This is a genomic window from Pedobacter aquatilis, assembly GCF_032678405.1.
In the GTDB taxonomy this organism is placed as follows: domain Bacteria; phylum Bacteroidota; class Bacteroidia; order Sphingobacteriales; family Sphingobacteriaceae; genus Pedobacter; species Pedobacter aquatilis_A.
The window spans coordinates 1,070,041-1,090,092 of record NZ_JAVTSJ010000001.1 but is presented as its reverse complement, the minus strand read 5'-3'; the positions used below and the strand labels follow the sequence as shown (position 1 = coordinate 1,090,092).

The 20,052-nt window shown below is 37.4% G+C and carries 16 protein-coding genes; 7 read left to right on the top strand and 9 right to left on the bottom strand.

Annotated features, from left to right (window positions below; all coding sequences use genetic code 11):
• Nucleotides 1–340: 340 nt before the first annotated feature.
• The 6 genes from R2R71_RS04500 to R2R71_RS04475 form a co-directional block, all read right to left on the bottom strand.
• Nucleotides 341–1,201: a hydroxymethylglutaryl-CoA lyase gene (locus tag R2R71_RS04500; protein ID WP_316830055.1), complete on the bottom strand. Its 861-nt coding sequence runs from the start codon at nt 1,199–1,201 to the stop codon at nt 341–343.
• 152 nt (nt 1,202–1,353) lie between these two features.
• Nucleotides 1,354–2,670, bottom strand: a complete 1,317-nt coding sequence (locus R2R71_RS04495) for an NAD(P)/FAD-dependent oxidoreductase (RefSeq protein WP_316830054.1) — start codon at nt 2,668–2,670, stop codon at nt 1,354–1,356.
• Between the two features lie 421 nt (nt 2,671–3,091).
• The gene (gene secDF, locus R2R71_RS04490) at nt 3,092–6,070 is read right to left on the bottom strand and encodes a protein translocase subunit SecDF (RefSeq protein WP_316830053.1); all 2,979 of its coding nucleotides are present in this window, start codon (nt 6,068–6,070) and stop codon (nt 3,092–3,094) included.
• Between the two features lie 493 nt (nt 6,071–6,563).
• Nucleotides 6,564–7,070 (bottom strand): dihydrofolate reductase, encoded by a 507-nt coding sequence (locus R2R71_RS04485; RefSeq protein WP_316830052.1) that lies wholly within the window; start codon nt 7,068–7,070, stop codon nt 6,564–6,566.
• Nucleotides 7,071–7,100: 30 nt separating this feature from the next.
• Entirely contained in the window at nt 7,101–7,481 is a 381-nt protein-coding gene (locus tag R2R71_RS04480; protein WP_316830051.1) for a four helix bundle protein, read from the bottom strand.
• Between the two features lie 99 nt (nt 7,482–7,580).
• A complete protein-coding gene (locus R2R71_RS04475) occupies nt 7,581–8,375 on the bottom strand; it encodes a thymidylate synthase (protein WP_316830050.1) in 795 nt (264 codons plus the stop codon).
• A 206-nt stretch (nt 8,376–8,581) separates the two neighbouring features.
• On the opposite strand from R2R71_RS04475, the gene ispE reads away from it, so the two are divergent.
• The 7 genes from ispE (at nt 8,582) to R2R71_RS04440 (ending at nt 15,495) form a co-directional block, all read left to right on the top strand.
• Nucleotides 8,582–9,385, top strand: a complete 804-nt coding sequence (gene ispE, locus R2R71_RS04470; RefSeq protein ID WP_316830049.1) for a 4-(cytidine 5'-diphospho)-2-C-methyl-D-erythritol kinase — start codon at nt 8,582–8,584, stop codon at nt 9,383–9,385.
• Nucleotides 9,386–9,470: 85 nt separating this feature from the next.
• Nucleotides 9,471–9,893, top strand: coding sequence for an OsmC family protein (locus R2R71_RS04465; protein WP_316830048.1), 423 nt, complete (start codon nt 9,471–9,473; stop codon nt 9,891–9,893).
• An 84-nt stretch (nt 9,894–9,977) separates the two neighbouring features.
• Complete coding sequence (locus tag R2R71_RS04460) at nt 9,978–11,144, top strand: trans-sulfuration enzyme family protein (RefSeq protein ID WP_316830047.1); 1,167 nt, start codon at nt 9,978–9,980, stop codon at nt 11,142–11,144.
• A 127-nt stretch (nt 11,145–11,271) separates the two neighbouring features.
• Nucleotides 11,272–13,524: a family 20 glycosylhydrolase gene (locus tag R2R71_RS04455; protein ID WP_316830046.1), complete on the top strand. Its 2,253-nt coding sequence runs from the start codon at nt 11,272–11,274 to the stop codon at nt 13,522–13,524.
• A 54-nt stretch (nt 13,525–13,578) separates the two neighbouring features.
• A complete protein-coding gene (locus R2R71_RS04450; protein ID WP_316830045.1) occupies nt 13,579–14,262 on the top strand; it encodes a DNA alkylation repair protein in 684 nt (227 codons plus the stop codon).
• A 121-nt stretch (nt 14,263–14,383) separates the two neighbouring features.
• Nucleotides 14,384–15,106 carry a pirin family protein gene (locus R2R71_RS04445; RefSeq protein ID WP_316830044.1) on the top strand — a complete coding sequence of 241 codons (723 nt, stop codon included), beginning with the start codon at nt 14,384–14,386 and terminating at the stop codon, nt 15,104–15,106.
• 92 nt (nt 15,107–15,198) lie between these two features.
• Nucleotides 15,199–15,495, top strand: coding sequence for a hypothetical protein (locus R2R71_RS04440; protein WP_316830043.1), 297 nt, complete (start codon nt 15,199–15,201; stop codon nt 15,493–15,495).
• Nucleotides 15,496–15,551: 56 nt separating this feature from the next.
• On the opposite strand, the gene R2R71_RS04435 is transcribed toward R2R71_RS04440, so the two are convergent.
• The 3 genes from R2R71_RS04435 to R2R71_RS04425 form a co-directional block, all read right to left on the bottom strand.
• A complete protein-coding gene (locus R2R71_RS04435; RefSeq protein ID WP_316830042.1) occupies nt 15,552–15,938 on the bottom strand; it encodes a GxxExxY protein in 387 nt (128 codons plus the stop codon).
• Between the two features lie 189 nt (nt 15,939–16,127).
• Entirely contained in the window at nt 16,128–16,406 is a 279-nt protein-coding gene (locus tag R2R71_RS04430) for a lipopolysaccharide assembly protein LapA domain-containing protein (RefSeq protein ID WP_316830041.1), read from the bottom strand.
• 3 nt (nt 16,407–16,409) lie between these two features.
• Nucleotides 16,410–19,214: a hypothetical protein gene (locus tag R2R71_RS04425; RefSeq protein WP_316830040.1), complete on the bottom strand. Its 2,805-nt coding sequence runs from the start codon at nt 19,212–19,214 to the stop codon at nt 16,410–16,412.
• Nucleotides 19,215–20,052: the final 838 nt, after the last annotated feature.

The window sequence follows — 20,052 nt, the reverse complement described above, 5'->3', positions numbered from 1 at the left end:
TTTAGTGTATAAATCCCACCCCAAGTTGTAAGATTGCTTCGTACCTCGCAATGACGACAAGATGAATAAGTGAAAATTTACCCAAGTATCTTCCCTGATAATTGCATTTCTTCATCCCATTTTTACATGTTGAGGTTTAGATTATCCCCATTTTGAATTTAAAAATCTATTATATCTTCTGTAGTAATATTTATATGACAACTTGGATTAGCACTTCGTCATTGCGAGGTAACGAAGCAATATTAAAGCGCTCGCTAAGGTAGAGCCTGTTTTTTTAGTGTATAAATCCCAGCTGAAGTTGTAGGATTGCTTCGTAAATCGGAATGACGACTGTGAAAAATTAACCAAATATCTTTGCTGATAAAGCCATTACCTCGTTCCATTTTTCCATATCAAGGTTTAGGTTTTCTCCTTTTGTGTTGAGGAAACCAATTACTTCTTCAGTTGCGATATTACCAGTTAAATCATCAGCAGCCATTGGGCAACCACCAAAGCCTTTCAGGGCTGAGTCAATCCGTTTTACACCTGCATAATAAGCTGCTTCAATTTTTTCATAACACTCTCCCGGAGTTGAATGCAGGTGTATGCCTATTTCCGTATCTGGAAATCTGGAAATAAGTCTGGGTAATATTGTTTTAATCTTCTCTGCAGTAGAAACACCCACGGTATCTGCAAGTGAAAGAATTTCTACTCCTTTATTAACCAAAACAGTTGCCCATTTTTCTACAATTTCGTAGTTCCATTCATCTCCATAAGGGTTTCCGAATCCCATAGAAAGATATACTACAGCTTGTTTTCTGTTTTTTTCGCACAGGGATAACATTTGTTCAACAGTTGATAAAGATTGTTCGATGCTCGAGTTCGTATTGCGTTGCTGAAAGGTTTCGGATATCGAGAAGGGAAAACCTAAATAACTAATCTCCTCGTGTGTTACGGCTTCCTCAACACCTCTTAAATTAGCCACAATTGCGAGAAGTTTAGTCGTAGTATTCCTTAAATCTAAATTGGCAAGCACTTCTGCCGTATCGGCCATCTGCGGAATAGCCCTTGGCGAAACAAAACTTCCAAAATCAAGTGTGTCAAAACCGACTTGAAGAAGCAAGTTAAGATACTCGACTTTAAGTGCTGTAGGAATGAAATCGTGTAATCCCTGCATGGCATCACGAGGGCACTCTACTAATTTAAACTTGTTTTGGCTCATATCTTCTGGTTAACCGAAATTGCACAAAGTTTTTCGCAAAGAAAAGAAGTTTAAAGAGAAATCGATTAATAATCAATAAACCAATAATCAAACACCAATTAACAGTTTTCTGTTGGCAGTTTTCAGTTACCAATGAACTAATGACGAATGAACTAATGAACCTCTTTAACTTCTTCCCGGTAATCGATACTTCTGTCTTTCGCAAAAGTTCTGATAATTAACCTTGTTCCTCTATCATAACTGAAATAGCTCCATAACCAGTTAATAAACACAATAATCTTGTTTCTAAAGCCAACTAAAGTCATCAAGTGGACAAACATCCAGGTGAACCACGCAAATACACCCTGGAAACGAATTTTACCGATATCTACCACGGCTTTGTTTCTTCCAACGGTAGCCATTGAGCCTTTGTCAAAATACTTAAATTTCTCAAGGGGCTTATTTTCGATGATATTGATCAGGTTTTTAGCCAAATGATGGCCTTGTTGAATGGCAGCAGGGGCAACTCCGGGATGCCCGTTTGGTGTTTCTTCGGTTATAATTGCTGCAACATCGCCTATGGCATATATATTCGGATAGCCTGTTACCAGATTTTGAGTGTCCGTTTTTAACCTTCCTCCACGCACAACCTCCGCTTTGTCTAAACCCGCCAATACTTCTCCTTTAACACCTGCACTCCAGATTACAGTAGAACTTAAAATTGGTGCTTTATCCTGAAGGGTTAAGGTATGCCCATCGTATCCTAATACCCTTGTTTCGTTCATTACCTGAACGCCCATTTTAATGAGGAATTCTTTCGATTTTTGTTGTGCCTGCGGCGACATTGGGCCTAATAACTCGGGCGAATTCTCTACCAGATAGATATTTACCTTACTTAGATCCATTTCCGGGTAATCGTTGGGAATAACATGCTTTTTAAGTTCCGCAATGGCACCGGAAGTTTCTACACCTGTAGGGCCACCACCAACAACAACAAAGTTTAAGAGTGCACTTTTTTTATCCGCATCTTTTTCGATAAGCGATTTTTCAAAATTCTGTAAAATCAAACTTCTCAAATCCAATGCCTCAGGAATGGATTTCATCGGCATAGAGTTGGCTTCTATTTCTTTATTGCCAAAAAAGTTACTTGTAGAACCAGTAGCAATAACCAGGTAATCGTAGTGTACCTTACCAATATCGGTTTGCAGGCAATTTTCAGCTGCATTCACTTCTGTAACTTTCGTTACCCTGAAAATGAGATTTTTTTGTCCTTTGAATATTTTACGTAGCGGAAAGGCGATGGAATCGGCTTCAAGACCGCCTGTAGCTACCTGGTAAAGCAATGGCTGGAAGGTATGGTAGTTATGTTTATCGAGCATTACAACCTGGAAAGGTTTGTTTTTTAATCTTTTCGCTAATTCAATTCCTCCAAATCCGCCGCCAACTATAACTACTCTCGGGTATTCGCTTTCAGGAAGTTGTAAATCCATTTTTTATCGGTTTTATCTGTTGCTAATGTAACAAAAAGATAGCCAAAAGGTTTAGGGTTTGAAGTTTCAGCAGTTATTGAAAATAATATAACTTTAATATGACGCTTGGATTTTTGGCGGTTTTCAGCAGAAGCTTGAGTTAAATAAACCTGATGGAAGTGGAAATACTTTTTAATTTGCAACAACCTGTATTTCTTGTTATGCTGAGGCACGAAGCATCTGCAACCGATGAAATAGATGCTTCGTGCCTCCGCATGATAGTGCCTAATTAAAAAGATTGGAATGAACAACAGGACTGGAGTTGCCTATGAAATACTGAAACTGTTTTTCAAAAATTTTAACAAAATAATAATTCAGTTTTCTGTAGCAAAAAAAAACGCCCCGATAAAATCGGAGCGTTTATATATTAAGATTTGATGTCTTATTTTTTCTTCTCTGCAGAGCTACCCAAATCGATTACGATAGGTGTAGAGATGCATAACGATGAATAAGTACCGATAATACGGCCTATTAATAGTGCGAAGATGAATCCGCGGATGCTATCGCCACCGAAAATGAAGATTACCAATAACACGAAGAATACGGTTAATGATGTTAAAATGGTACGGCTTAATGTACTGTTTAATGCGAAGTTGATTAGGTTGTTACGTTCTTCACCATGTAAATCATCTTTACCAGCTTCTTTTAAACGCTCACGGATACGATCGAATACAACAACGGTTTCTGTCATGGTGTAACCCATTACTGTTAAAATCGCTGCAATGAAATCCTGACCGATTTCTAATGAGAATGGCATAACACCATCTAAAATAGTATAGAAAGATAATACCATTAAAACGTCGTGGAATAATGCAAGTACCGCACCTAAACCATATTGCCATTTTTTGAATCGTACAACAATATAGATAAACATGAAGATACATGAAATTAATACTGCGTAGAATGCACCGTTTACAATATCGCTTGCGATAATCGGCGTAACTTTTTGCGAGCTTACGATTTCATATTTTGAACCTGCTAAACCTTTGTTTAAAGCATCCTCTACAACTTTATCCGTTTTAGGATCTTGGTCTTCAATATGGAAAGTAGTGGTAATTTTTACTTGACTATCTTCTCCTGCAGTTTTAACCTCTGGTGTTTCGTTACCAAAAACAGGGTTTAATTTTGTTTTTAGATCTTCTGTATTTACAGATTTGTCGAAATGAACAAGGTAAGTTCTACCTCCTTTAAAGTCTACACCTAAGTTTAAACCGCCATTTTTGAAGTACATACCAATACCTGCTATAATAATTACAGATGAAATGATATAGTAAATTTTACGGCGACCAACGAAGTTGAAAGCAAGGTTTTTAAATGCGTTGCGTGTAAAGTTGTTATCGAAGCTGATTTCCATTTTACGGCTTAACATCGATTCAAATACAACTCTCGAAATTGCTACAGCAGCGAATAAAGATGAAAGAATACCAATACATAAAGTAGTTGCGAAACCTTGTACCGGACCGCTACCGAATAAGTAAAGGATAGCACCTAAGATAAACACAGTGATGTTGGCATCAAGAATAGATGGCATAGCGTGTTTAAAACCTTCTTTAATTGCCGTTGGGATATTCTTACCTAAGGCAAGTTCTTCACGTACACGTTCGAAAATAAGGATGTTCGCATCAACTGATAAACCGATGGTTAAAACGATACCAGCGATACCAGGAAGCGTTAATACCGCACCAAGTGATACTAGGATACCAATGATGAAGAATAAGTTTAATAATAAAGCGAAGTTAGCAACCCAACCTGCACGGTGATAATATAACGCCATGAAGATTAAGATTACAATAAATGCAATGATGAAAGAGATTAAACCATCGTGAATTGCTTGTGCACCTAAAGTTGGACCAACTACGAAACTACCGGCAATACGTGCAGGCGCAGGTAATTTACCAGCTTTTAAGATGTTTGATAAATCTTTGGTGTCTTCTTGTGTAAAGTTACCTGAGATTGATGAAACGCCGTTAGGGATTTCATTCTGAACGGTAGGGGCAGAATAAACCTGGTTATCTAATACAATTGCAATTGCTTTTTTATTGTTTATATCAGCAGAAGCCTCAGCAGTAATTTTTTTCCATTTCGCAGCACCTTCGCTGGTCATGTACATGGTTACCTCAGGTTTGCCTTTTTGGTCAAAGTCGTTACGTGAGTCGCTTACCGCATCACCACCTAAATCTGGTTTACCATCAGCACTTACCACTTTAATTGCATAAAGTTCGAAAACTTTAGTTCCTTCCATTGGCTTAACGCTCCACATAAACTTCATTGTAGAAGGAATAGCAGCAGCAATTTCAGGTAATTTGAAATATGAGTTTACTTTAGCAGTATCTTTTTGGGCTACCCAACCAACAATCGGTCCGGGGCGTAAAGCTGGCTGACCATTTTCTGCCTGATAAGTAGGGATACTTAAAACAGAAAACAATGGATTTGATTTTGTTGCTTCAGCTTTAGCAGCTGTTGAATCTTTTTTAGCTAAACCTGCAAGTTTTCCACCTTTAGTTGTATCAGTAGCTGCTTTTTCAAGGCCAGCTAATTTACCACCAGCAGCCGGAGCAGCAGTTGTATCTTTAACAGCCGGAGCAGTATCTTTTAAAGTAGATGCTAAGGTTTTGTTAATGTTTTCAAGCAAAGAAACTACATCCTGAATCTGATAAACTTGCCAGAACTGTAATTCGGCAGAACCTTGTAATAATTTATAAACACGTTCTTTATCCTGAATACCCGGCATCTCGATTAAGATACGGTTACTTCCAGGTTGTTTTTGCATGTTAGGGCTAACTACGCCAAAACCATCAATACGTGAACGTAAAATTGTAAATGAACGGTCAATTGCGCTTTCTGCTTCTTTTGATAAGAAAGACTGAACCTCGCTGTTCGTTGCGTTTGGTTTTAACTGCGAAGCATTATCCTGATTTGAGAAATAATCTGCAAGTTTCACACCCGGACTTAATTTCTCAAATTCATTAACAAATAATTTGATGTAATCTTTACCGCCGGCGTTTAATTGTGCCTGTGCATTTTGTAATGCTTTGTTAAAATTAGCATCATTGGTGTTATCAGCCAACGATTTTACTAATTCCGATAACGATATCTCCATCGTTACGTTAATACCGCCTTTTAAGTCAAGACCTAAATTGATTTCTTTCGATTTAACCGATTGATAAGTAAAGCCCAAAAGCGGGTAAACTTTCTCGGTACTCATCGAATCTAAATAAGCCTTCTCTTTGGCTACATCACCTTTCGCATAGTTCTGTGCGTCTTTTTCTACTTTGTTTGCTACCAAAGTAAAAGAGAGTGCATACGCACAAACGATAGCTAAAACTATCGCTATAAACTTAATAAAACCTTTTCCTTGCATTGTTTGTTTAAAATAATTTGTCTTTCGCTGTTTTTTAACAAGTCGGCAAATCTAATTAAATTTTTAAATTATAGAACCCCTTAATTGATAATTTATTAACAATAATTTCTATTCTTGAATTATCCCTGCTGAATCGTTACTCAGCACACCCTCATTTATACAAGTTTGGTAACATTTTTATTTGGAAAGCATTTGCAGTAACTTTTGGCTTTGGTTCGGCCCCGCTATCGTTCCAATCTTTTTTTTATTACTTTCATGCTGAGGCACGAAGCATCTGTTTCATAGGTTGCAGATGCTTCGTGCCTCAGCATGACATCATATTTAAGGTGCTGCTAACAAAAAGTATTTCCACTTTATCGGGTTTAAGTGGCATCGATAGAATAGCTGTTTTCGGTTAAGCGCCGGGTTCGACTTTTTGGGGCTTGATCACTAAGAAGAACGAAGTAGTCCTATGAAAGAAATTACTTCCTGCCTCGCAATGACGAATTATAGATTATTTCTTGCGTTCTAAAACCTCAAAGGTATAATCGTAAATATTTTTTTCATCAGCTTTGTGCGGTTCTGAACTAATAATTTTCCATTCATTTTTATCAATTTCAGGGAAGAAAGTATCAGCATCGAAAGTATGGTGAATGGTGGTTAAATATAAGGTGTCGGTTTCAGGTAGCGCCTGACGGTAGATTTCAGCTCCCCCAACAATGAAAACAGGTTTATCTTCATTGGCCGTGATTTTTAAGGCTTCAGCCAAACTGTTTACCACTTCCACGCCATCAATCTTTAGTTTTGTATCACGTGTAATTACAATGTTGCGGCGGTTAGGCAATGGTCGTCCGACAGAATCAAATGTCTTGCGCCCCATAATAACGGTATGCCCTGATGTAGTTTGCTTAAAAAACTTTAAATCGGCAGGCATGTGCCACAGGAGCTGGTTATTTTTGCCAATTTCAAAGTTTTCGCCTGTTGCTACGGCGATAGAAAGGTAGTTTGGTTTATTGGTCATTAGTTTCATTAGTTCATTGGGGCCATCCGTTCATGATTTTGTGCTAGGCGAGCCCTTTCCAATATATTTTAAATAAGCATTGAGCTTAATGTGTATTATTTCAAGCTTGTCGAAAAGTTGGTCATAAATTTCCTCGCTAACTAAACCCCTATGTCGCATTTTTCTCAAAAAAGATTTGGTTTCCAGAATAGAACCTCTGCTATAATAGCAAAAGTTTTTATTTTCCTTGAAATGAAAACGACCGTAACCCTCAGCTATGTTTGCACTAATTGAATCTGCAGCTCTGCAAACCTGCTTCCCTACAGTGTCTTTAGCAAAAAAGTCCCATTTATTTGTAATATCCCAAATTTCATTTGATAAATCTTCAGCAAGTATATAGACTTCCAAATCTTCAATTCGATTATAACTCATAATTACTTTGTTTACACATTAATTATAAGGATGAAATTGAATAGAGATTTTTTGAATAAACACTTAGCCTAATGAACCAATGCCTAATGAACAATCATACTACACAGCCACCACTCCTTTAATATGCGGATGGGCTTCGTAGTTTTCTAAGGTAAAATCTTCGAACTTAAAATCGAAAATACTTTTCACCTCAGGATTTATTTTCATGGTTGGCAGTGGTTTTGGTTCGCGGCTTAACTGAAGGTTCGCCTGCTCGATATGGTTATTATATAAGTGTGCATCGCCTAAAGTATGGATAAAATCTCCGGCCTCCAGACCGCAAACCTGTGCAACCATCATGGTCAGTAAAGCATAGGATGCAATGTTAAAAGGTACACCAAGAAAAATATCGGCACTGCGTTGGTACAACTGGCAGCTTAACTTTCCATCAGCTACATAAAACTGAAAGAATGCATGGCATGGTGGCAAAGCCATATTTTCAATCTCCGCAACATTCCAGGCAGAAACAATTATTCTACGCGAATCGGGATTATTTTTAATCGTATTGATGATGTTGGTGATCTGGTCGATGTGTTGTCCGTCGGGTGTTGGCCAGCTTCTCCACTGTGAACCATAAACAGGACCCAGGTTACCGTCTTCATCGGCCCATTCATCCCAGATACGAACACCATTGTCTTTCAGGTATTTGATGTTGGTGTCGCCGGTTAAAAACCAGATTAACTCATGAATAATAGATTTTAAATGCAGTTTCTTGGTTGTAACCATAGGGAAACCTTCCTGAAGGTTAAACCGCATCTGATAGCCAAAAACGCTAATGGTTCCGGTTCCTGTGCGGTCGTGTTTCTGTGCGCCGTTATCCAGCACGTGCTGCATTAAATCTAAATATTGTTTCATATGCCCCTTAATCCCAAATAATCGGAAATTCCAAATCTTAAATAAATAATCAACTACAAATATGTAAAAAATACTAATCTCAAAATCTTTTAGTTTTCTACATTAATGCATTTTTAAACAAGCCTGACTTTTGTATGTTTGCGATGTGATGTGTCAATTGAGAGAAAATCTTGATACGCGATACTTACTACTCGATACTTACGACAATGTTATCTTTTCCAAACGCAAAAATTAACCTGGGTTTAAATATTACCGAAAAGAGGAGCGATGGTTACCACAATCTCGAAACTGTTTTTTATCCGGTTAATATAAAAGATGCTGTAGAAATTACGGATGCAGCATTTACATCGTGTAAAATTCATGGTATTGATATTCCAGGGAATACAAACGATAATTTGTGTGTGAAAGCTTATAACCTGGTCAGGAATGATTTTGATATCCCGGCACAGCAGATTAACCTGCTAAAAAATATCCCTGTGGGTGCAGGTTTGGGTGGTGGTTCTGCCGATTGTGCCTTTATAATTAAATTGCTGAATGATAAGTTCGGCCTTGGCTTAGGTGTAAATCAAATGGAAGATTACGCCAGGCAGCTTGGAGCAGATTGCGCATTCTTTATTGAAAATAAACCTGTTTATGCCTTTAATAAGGGGGATGAATTTGAAAAATGTGAGGTAGATTTGTCAGGCTACTTTAAAGTTTTGGTAAAACCACCCGTGCATGTAAGCACAGCTGACGCTTATGCGCTGGTAAAACCCCAAAAACCTTTGCAATCGTTAAAAGAAATCATACATTTGCCAGCAACAACATGGAAATATAAGGTTACAAATGATTTCGAGCAATCGGTATTCACGAAGTATCCCCAAATTCATCAAATAAAAACCAGTTTATACGATGCAGGCGCAACATTCGCTTTAATGAGTGGTAGCGGTTCATCGGTTTTTGCAATTTTTAACGAACCCGTTAAACTGCCCGGACTGGAAAAAGACAATTTAGTTTATTATAATATTTAAAAGAGCTGAAAGGTAAAAGCAGAAAGATTAAAGCAAATTTGTCTTGATACTTGATACCAACTACTCGATACTGATTACTAACAACATGAATATCAATCTGATCCGCAAAAGCGGAAAGTTTAATTTTGAAGCAGAAAACGAGAGCGGTTTTACTGTTGAATTAGATGCAAAGGCTGCTATTGGCGGCGAGGGCAAAGGGTTCAGGCCAATGGAAATGCTTTTGGTTGGCTTAGGTGGCTGCAGTGGAATCGACATGGTGAATGTACTAACCAAACAAAAGGAGCCGCTTGATGATATTAAAATTTCCATCAATGCAACCCGGAAAGACGAAGAAATACCTCCGATTTTCGACGTTATTGATATTCACTTCGATTTATTTGGCGAATTAAGCCAGGCAAAGGTAGAACGTGCATTATCAATGACTTTCGATAAATACTGCTCGGTAGCTAACATTTTAGGCCGCTCAGCAAAAATTAACTTTACATATAAAATAAATGGTATAAAGTAACAAGTAACAGGTTAAGATTCACATTTATTATGATGTCTTGATACCTGATACTGAAATCTTGATACTTAAATCTTAATACTAAAAATGAAATCTGAAAATTTTGAAACAATAGCTATACGCACTCAAACTGAACGCAGTTCACATAAAGAACATTCAGCACCAATTTACTTAACATCGAGCTACAAGTTTGATGATGCTGAAGAAATGCGGGCACTTTTCGCAAATGAAAAGGAAGGTAATGTATACAGCCGTTATTCAAATCCCAATACATCTGAATTTATCGAAAAAATGTGCCTTTTAGAGGGAGCGGAAGATGGTTTTGCAACTGCAACAGGTATGGCAGCTATTTTCACGACCTTTGGCGCATTTTTAAAAGCTGGCGATCACATTGTTTCCAGCCGTTCGGTTTTTGGTTCTACTCACCAGTTATTAACTAATGTTTTTTCTAAATGGGGCGTTACTTTCGATTATGCCGATTTAGATAAACCCGAAGACTGGGAAGGTTTGATTAAACCAAACACCAAAATGATTTTTGTTGAAACTCCATCAAATCCGGGAATTGATATTATCGATTTAGCATTTTTAGTGGCTTTAGCAAAAAAATATAACCAGCTTTTGGTGGTTGATAATTGTTTTGCTACGCCTTATCTACAGCAACCAATCAAATTAGGTGCACATATCTCTATTCACTCGGCTACCAAATACATCGATGGGCAGGGGCGTGTTTTGGGTGGAATTATTTTAGGAAGTAAAGCACTTATTGCAGAAGTGATAGGTTTTGCCCGTCACAGTGGACCATCATTGTCGCCATTCAATGCCTGGATTCTATCAAAAAGTTTAGAAACTTTGGCTGTACGCATGGATCGTCATTGCGAAAGTGCTTTAAAGGTTGCTGAATATTTAGAAAAGCATCCTAAAATTAAACTGGTGAAATATCCGTTTTTACCATCGCACCCGCAATATGAAATTGCCAAAAAGCAAATGAAACAGGGTGGTGGCATTGTTACTATTGTTGTTGAGGGTGGAATAGAAGGTGCCCGTAAGTTTATGGATGGTTTAAAAATGTTCTCTATTTCAGCTAATCTGGCTGACACGCGATCAATTGCTACGCATCCGGCAACGAGTACACATAGTAAATTAAGTGAAGCAGAGCGCAATATTGTTGGTATTGAACAAGGTTCTATTCGTTTATCGATTGGCTTGGAACATATTAATGATATTTTAGCCGATATTGAACAGGCATTGGCGTAAAAAGACTTTTTTTTGAATTTAAAAGCGAGGTTGTTGCTAACACCTCGCTATTTTTTTGCATTTATTTCTTACCTTCACCAGGCAACCGAAAAAGAAATCATCCCTGATTACTTAACCAAATAAATTTATGAAGATTAAAACAATCAGGGCATTGCTGGGCATTGCCTTAATCCTTAGTGTTGGATCTATTCAGGCACAAGATTTTCAGGTCCTTCCTCAACCCGAATCTGTTAAAATGCTGCAAAGCAAATTCGTTTTTTCTGCAAATACCGCTATTGTTGATCATAACGACAGTATTTTTGCAATTGCCCTTAAGGAAATTAAACTTTTAAAGAAGGACAGGATTGGTGGGCTGAGCAACAAAATTATATTATTAACAGATGCCAGTTTAAGGCCGGAAGCTTACCGACTTCAAATTGCCGCTAAACAAATAACCATTACGGCAAAAGATAAAGCAGGTGCTTTTTGGGCGGTCCAAACGCTGAAACAACTTGCCGGAGCAAATGCATTTAAGACTAAAAATACCTGGATATTGCCTGGGGTTGAAATAAGTGACCAGCCCAAATTTTCATGGCGTGGTGTCCACCTGGATGTTTCACGCCATTTTTTTGACATCAGTTATCTCCACCGTTTTATCGATAGGCTTGCCTTTTATAAATTTAATAAATTCCATTGGCACTTAACTGATGATCAGGGCTGGCGAATTGAAATTAAGAAATATCCGGAACTAACTGCAGTCGGCGCCTGGAGAAAGCTAAACAACCAGGATTCCGTATGCTTAAAACGAGCTGAAACCAATCCCGATTTTCGCCTTCCTGAAAAGCATTTTAAAGTAATTAATGGCGAAAAACTTTATGGTGGTTTTTATACGCAGCAGGAAATCAGGGAATTGGTTGACTATGCGGCAGCGAAGGGAATAGAAATTATTCCTGAAATTGATATGCCCGGGCACATGCAAGCGGCTACCAGGCTTTTTCCATGGCTAACCTCAACCGGTTCGGTGCAAAAAGAAAAAAACTTTACCGATCCCATTTGCCCATGCAAAGAAACGACATTTGAGTTTGCAGAAAATGTTTTTAAAGAAATTGCACAGCTCTTTCCTTCAAAATACATCCATTTAGGTGCAGACGAGGTTGAAAAAAGCAGCTGGAAAAACATTCCGGAATGTGAGGAATTAATGAAACGAGAAAACCTTAAAAGTATTGATGAGGTGCAGAGCTACTTTGTTAAACGAATGGAAAAATATTTTAACAGCCTGGGGAAAAAATTAATTGGATGGGATGAAATTCTGGATGGTGGCGTTTCGCCCACTGCAACGCTGATGTATTGGCGAACCTGGGTGCCAACGGCACCTAAGCATGCCGCAGAAAAGGGTAATGATATAATTATGACCCCTGGAGAATATTGTTATTTTGATGCACAACAGGATGCCCATTCGCTCGAAAAAGTATATAGCTTTAACCCGGTTGGGTTCGGACTTAATGAGCATGAGCAAAAATATGTGCTTGGCGGGCAGGCCAATCTGTGGACTGAATCTATTCCAAGTGAACAACGGTTAGAATACATGCTTTTTCCACGTTTGCTGGCTATGTCTGATGTTTTATGGGGGCACCAACAAAATTTTGAAGTATTTAGCCGTAAAATGGACCAGCAGTTTGGGGTTTTAGATGCCATGCATATCAATTACCGCTATACCGATCTTAAAGGTTTTGCCGGAGATAATGTTTTCCTGAAGTCGGCATACTTGAACATTGAAGCACCTAAAAATACCGTTGTTCATTACACTATTGATGGGAGTACGCCAACAATTAACGCTGCAAAGTATACAGAACCAGTTTATATCGACAAAACGCAAACAGTAAAGGTGGCTATATTTGGACTTAATGGCAGGATGGGTGATGTTTTTACAGCTAATTATGTAAAGACCAATTATAATGAAGCCATTTCTCTTAAGAACCCTAAACCTGGCCTGGCATTTAGTTATTATCCTATGTTTTATAAATCTGTGAACCTGATTGCAGAAGCCGATAAAACAGAATCAGGAGTTACTTCTGCCATCGAAATTCCTGTGGAGAATAAAGCAGGAAGCTTTGCTACCCGACACAAAGGATATTTTTATGCTTCAGAAGATGGTATTTATACATTCTTTCTTCGATCGGATGATGGTAGTCTTTTGAAAATACAAAATAAAACGCTGGTTGATAATGATGGGATGCATTTTGCAATTGAAAAATCTGCTCAGGTAGCATTAAAAAAAGGTTATCATCCTTTTGAGTTATTGTTTCTGGAAGGCGGTGGTGGCTATACCCTGCAATTGGAATACAGTGTCGGTAAATCGAAACGTAAAGCAGTTGCCGCATCTGATTTCGCCGTAGAGTAATGGAAATTTTAAGAAATTATGTTCTCCAGATTATCTGGCTATTAAAAAACGAAGATGAACGATATTGAATTTATTCTTTCCGAACTCAAAGCCATCAGTGAGCCAGAATATTTAAAAAAGATGGCTCATTTTGGTATTGATATCACTAAAGCTTTTGGTATTCGGGTGCCTAATATCCGTAAACTGGCAAAACAGATTGGTAAAAATCAGGAACTTTCATTATTGCTATGGGAGACTGGTTTTCACGAAGCAAAGCTGCTGGCAACCTTTATTGGTGATTATAAACTTGTTTCTGTAGCGCAGATAGATACCTGGACGAAGGACTTCTCATCCTGGGATGTATGCGACCAGGCTTGCGGGAACCTGTTCGTTAAAACGCCTTATTTCAAATCGAGGATTCTTGAATATACCAAGGCGGAAGAGGTATTTGTAAAACGAACTGGTTTTGTTTTAATGGCTGAAGCCGCTGTTCACCTTAAAAAAGAACCCGATGAAACTTTTTTAAGCTTTTTGCCTATTATCGAAAGAGAAGCTTACGATAACCGTAATTTCGTAAAAAAGGCTGCCAACTGGGCGCTGAGGCAAATTGGTAAAAGAAATAGCTTTTTACATCAACATGCCATTGAAACGGCAAATAATATTCTTGCGCAACAAAGTAAAAAAGCGAACTGGATTGCCTTAGATGCGCTCAGGGAACTGAACAGTGATGCTGTTTTGAGCAAGCATAACCTGAAATAACTTTAGTAATTCATCTTTAAAATCTTTCAAGGTAACCACAGTCCTGCTCTTTCTTACCCTACATCAATGCACAGGCTTAAAATCTGAAGTAAATTTGTATCATAAACAAGAAAGGAAATTTATGTCACAGTTTATTTTGCACAAAGAAAACACAAGGGGCCATGCAAATCATGGTTGGTTAAATGCTCACCACTCATTCAGTTTTGCGAATTATTACAATCCTGAAAGAATGCACTTTGGAGTTTTAAGGGTTTTAAATGATGACTTAATTGATGGTGGAATGGGTTTTGGAACGCATCCGCATGATAACATGGAAATCATCACGATTCCATTGGCCGGAGCCATTGCACACAAAGATAGCATGGGAAATTCGGCTGTGATAAAAAGCGGGGAAATTCAGGTGATGAGCGCCGGTACTGGTGTTAGTCATAGCGAATTTAATGCTTTAGCTGATGAAAAACTCAGTTTATTGCAGATTTGGTTATTTCCTAACCAGAAAAACGTTACACCACGTTACGACCAAATGGCTTTGGATGTTGATGCCCGTCGCAACAATTTCCAGCAGATTTTATCTCCAAATCAGGATGATGCCGGTGTGTGGATCCATCAGGATGCCTGGTTTTCGTTAGGTAAATTTGATGAAGGCTTCGAAACGGAATACAAAATTAAAAAAGCTGGTAATGGGGTGTATGCTTTTGTGATAGACGGCGATGTTACTATCAACGGACAGACTTTAGTTAAAAGAGATGGTTTAGGAATTTGGGATACCGATAGTATTAGCTTTAAAGCGAATACAGCAGGAGCTGAAGTTTTGTTAATGGATGTTCCGATGGAATTGAATTAATCTTTTTACCAATAAAATAAATTTGTCGTCATTTCGCTGTGTTCCAGTTGAAATGACGATGGATTTAGTTTAATTACTTTTTGAATTTTATTATGCAAACAACAATACTTTACATTGGCCGTGATCCTGAAATAACAGTTGTAATGAACCGCTTACTTAATGCCCGGCCTGAATGGAAAGGTATTTGTGTCTGCACAGATGAAGAGGGGGTGTCGATTTTAAAGGCTCAGGGCGTTGATTTGGTTCTTTTGGGGAATGGTATTAGTGATGTGTGCGAAAAAGCGCTTAGAGAGGCTGTAAATACCTTAAATCCTGAAGTAAAAATTATCCAGCATTATGGTGGAGGAAGTGGTTTGCTCTATGGCGAAATTATGACTGCATTGAGCTAAAATTGTCTTTACTAGGATTGTTAAGATTAAAGGATTCTAAGATCACTTTTTAGTATTTAGGTTTTATTATCTGGATGGCTAGTGTTGTAAACTCTTTTAAAAGTTAAGCTTTTGCTTCCGAAATTTATGAGTAAACCAATTGGGAGATTGTAAGCTTCTAAGTAATTTATGGCTTGATTTAAATGTGTATCATTCAATTCGGATACTGCTTTAAGTTCAAGCATAATAATATCTTCTACAAAGAAATCTACTCTTCTTATGCCGATTTGAATGTTATCGTAAAAGATGGTCATTTCCATTTCTCTGCAAAAACTCAAATGTTGTTTTTGCATTTCTATAGCAAGTGCCCTTTGATAAATTACTTCTTGAAAGCCTGAACCCAGGGTTCCATGCACTTTCATAGCACAACCAATAATTTTTCCAGTTAAATCGCCATATTTCATTTTAGCAGAATAAAATTTTACTTTTTAGAAATAGGGATAATCTAATATTTATTAAATTTTTAATCCTTTGAAATTATTTTCAAAATACACTTAAGCATAACAAATCCCAGAATTATTGAATTCAAATCGGTAGAGTACCATAATCCTAAAATCATTCAATCCTTAAAATCTTGGTATATCTTTTTGCTGTTAACTGATATAATCCCTGTCCTCGTCGCTCAACTCTTTCTTGCCGGAGTTTGTCTGATTTCTTTCAATTTCATCATCGTAACTACTTACGGTTTTCTTTGGGCGGCCTACAATGAAACCGATTATGAAGCCAATTACAATGCAGATACCAATAACAAGTAGTTTAGAAACAGCACCGGTTGTAACCAGGAAGTCGAAATCAACTGGTTCGGTATTTACCATTAAAAATATGGTTAGTAATGCGGTAAGGACAATGATAAAAATGGTTTTTCCACTCATGGATTAAAAGCTATAATTAAAAGAAAACTCTAATATCGGATTTTGATTGTAAATCTTATTAACGAAAACCAATCTTGCGCCTACATCAACAACAGGTTGGTAGCGCAAAATGTTTAAACTACTGTTCAATTCTACTCCGTAAGTTTTTGGCTGACCAATATTTGTTTCAATTCCGATATTTTCATAATGGCTGAAAATCCCGGCCCTGATGTTTCTCACATAAGCCAGCGGACCTAATTCCCAATCAGGAAAGGCGAATGGAAAACGATAATTAAACAGTAAGCTATTTTGCAGTTTGCTTCTTGCAAGAATATTGTTGTAACCATAAACAGTAGGTATTTCGGTAGCATACTGATTAACACCACTAGCCTTTTGGTAGTTAAAACTGGTTAAGAAAGAATGATTTTTTGCTAAACCAGGGAAATATAAAAAGCTTTCCAATGCCATAATTTCGCCGCCCAGGTTTTTATCAAAAGGTTGATTGTTGTAGGTTGCCCTAAAAATCTGCGCCCATGGTGGAGCGATGTCTCTTTCAGTTGTTCTTACGCTGTGGTTGAAGGTAAAACTATACTCCATCGGAAATTTCAGTTCGCGAATAAAACTCGTTGGCATATTTTCTGTCATGTACCGCTGTGTAAAACTTGTTGCCGCATTAAGGGTAAAACCGTAGGTGTTATTCCTTGCGTTGAATGATAATGGGAGTGAAGCGTTAAGTTTAATATAGTTCTCCCTCCAATCGCCTTGCTGAGTAATGTTTTTAGCTCTGTAGAACGTTCTTTTAGGTCGGTTGCGATACAGAACGCTAAAAACAGGGTAAAGTGCCTTGTAGCTAATATCTGCTGTGTATTCAAAACGCCTAAGGTCGCGATGGTATTTTGCACCCGTATAAAAGTCCATGGTGTTTAACAGATTGTTGGATTGAAGCTCAAGCCCGAAAATATACTCGTTGTCGATCACCGGAATTACACTGTGGAAACTGAAAAGATTTAAACCCTGATGAAACCTTTTCGTTTGGAATGTACTGTCCGGAATCTTCGTAAAAACATTGCCGGTATTTTCCTGCTTTTCGGCTGCGGCGGTAAAGTCGATGAAAACATTTTTGCCTACAGCTTTAGCTGAAATTTCCTGCTCGGCAATTTCGTAGCCGTTAATTTTGTAATCGTTAAAAATGATTTTTCCATCGCCGCTTTCCGTAGCATTAAAAGCACCGTATTTTGAAGTACTCAGGGCACTGATTTTTTTTGTTGCGATATCAATACTGTAAATATTATCAATGCCATTAAAATGTGCATTGAAAACAATTTTGTTGTCGATAAAGACTGGCCGGCTGAGTTGTTGTCTGCTGTTCCGGATAAGTAAAGTTTTTTTACTGCCTTCGAGTAAGCATAAATTTTTTCCGCTTTCAGTAACGCTGATGTAAGTAATCCGGTTTCCGGTTTTATCAAAAGCCGGTGTTTGCAAAATCTGGTTTTCAGGGTTTGGATACGTTTTCAAAACCTTGCCGGTTGAAGCATCAATTTCTACAAGATTAAATTGATTATTAAGCTCAACTTTCGCGGCTATAATTTTCTTTCCGTCTTCCGATAGAGCCGGAGAGAAGAGCCTGCTTTTACTGCTTAGTTTTTGAAATTTTTTACTTGTTAAATTATAAGCACAGATTACGCTATAGCTTCTTTGTTTGTAACGAGGATCATAACGAATTTCATCCCAAACCAATGTGCCATTTTTGTAGCTGTACGAGGGTTGTTCCTGGTACCCGATACTGAATAATTTCTGTTCCGATTTATCCTGGTTTATGATAACGAAATGCCGGGCATCTTGCTTGCTTTCTTTAAGCGCTAGAATCTGATTTTTATTCAGCCTAACGGGAATAAAATAGTTGGTTGCCAGATCGGTTTTTTCATTCAGGGATTCATAATTATCGAAGGTGATTTTTTTACCCTGTACTTTCCATTCCTGAATAAGTTTTTCCTGTGTCGAGAGAAAATATTTTTTAGAATTTTCACCTGTTATTTTTTTTAAGCTCTGTGAAAATGGATATAATCTTATGGGTCTTTTTTTGATGTCATTCAGTAAACTGTCGGAGATAAACTGACCGTATTTTTCCCTCATGTTTGCAACCATCAAATAACCGGTTTGATAGTAACCTGGAGTTACATCTTTGTTCGAGCCAAAGTAGGCTTTACTGTAAGAGAATTTTTTGCCTGCTAAAAGTGAAGCCCGAAAAGGCATTAGCCATTTTGGTTGTCTTCCTCTTCCGGCATCAGTTAATGCTGTTTCGTTAACAACGGCATCGCCTTCAAAAAACCAGGTTGGTATACCTGCCCCAAAGTAGGCGAAGTAAACCAGCTCAGGGAAAGGGTGTGCCTGTGTTCCTGTCAATTTGTCAAACTGTGCAACGTGCCTGAGTTCGTGAACGGCAAGGTTGTTTAACCAGTCCTGACTATCGAAATACTGTGGTGGTGTTGCGTAGAATTCTGACTTCTTCGGGCCCAGTTGTACGAAGCCATTTGCTATGGTTCCTCGGTTCTGTAATATGAGTGGGATGGAGGTGTTTTGCTGCTTTAGTCCGAACCCAACTTTAGGGTAAATGAGGGGTAGTGTATTAGCCATTCTTTGTGCCTCTTTTTCGAGTTCCTCAGGGAATATGATTTTAAAGCCATTTGTATTAATGTAGCTCCATTTTACACTAAGTGGGTTCTGCGCAGTACTGAAAATCTGTCCAAAAACTGATAATGAAATAATACTTAATATAAAAGTTATTAAGTATTTGATAAATAATGTTTTATTGTTGTTTATAGTGGTCATTCAAAATGTTTGCTAAAATATTTAGTTTTTCTAAAGTTTTAGAAATTATAATCTGTGTACTTTTAATTTAATTAAAATTATTTAAATAATTGATTTTTAAAATTATATGTTATTTATTTAAATTGTGTTTTTCTTTGTTTTATATGGTTTAAACTAACGAATCTATAGCTTAAGTCCTGCTATTCATCATTAAGTTTAATCAGTTGAACAAAGCTTTTAATTTACACTTATTAATCGATATTCTTTGCCAAATCTTGTTAAATAAAATTATTTTGTATACTGATTAACTTGCTTGTGGGTTTCTTATTTCTTCATTTTTAACGGAAAGAAATCAATAGCTTATACGGCAATTTTGATGTTGCAAGTGTTAATACAAGTTCAAATTTGGTGGTGTGGATTAAGGGTTTGTTTATTGGATTCAGAAAGGAAAAATCAATTTGGTTTTGTATGGATACTCCAATGAAATTGAACCAAAAAAATCAGTATAATATATTATGTTAGTTTAGGGTTTTTTAAATTTATAAAGACATAATGTCAGTTTGTTTTTTGGTCTTATCCATTTATTACTCGGTTGGATTGTTGCTTATATTTGAAAATTTTAGGGTTTCAATACTATGTTTTTGCAAGCTAATCGAATAAATTTTATTGCTGTTTTCGATGCTTAAAATTTAGTGATAGTGGATTTTTGCTGTATTTTTTTAGCGTTCCTGATGCCTGATCTGATTGTTTTTTGTATACAAAGCATCGTTTTTTATCCCTTTTTTGCGCCGAATTTGCCTTTGTAATAGGCTGAGAATCGAATATTCAATGTTTGAAGTCTTTAATTCGCAGATTTTTA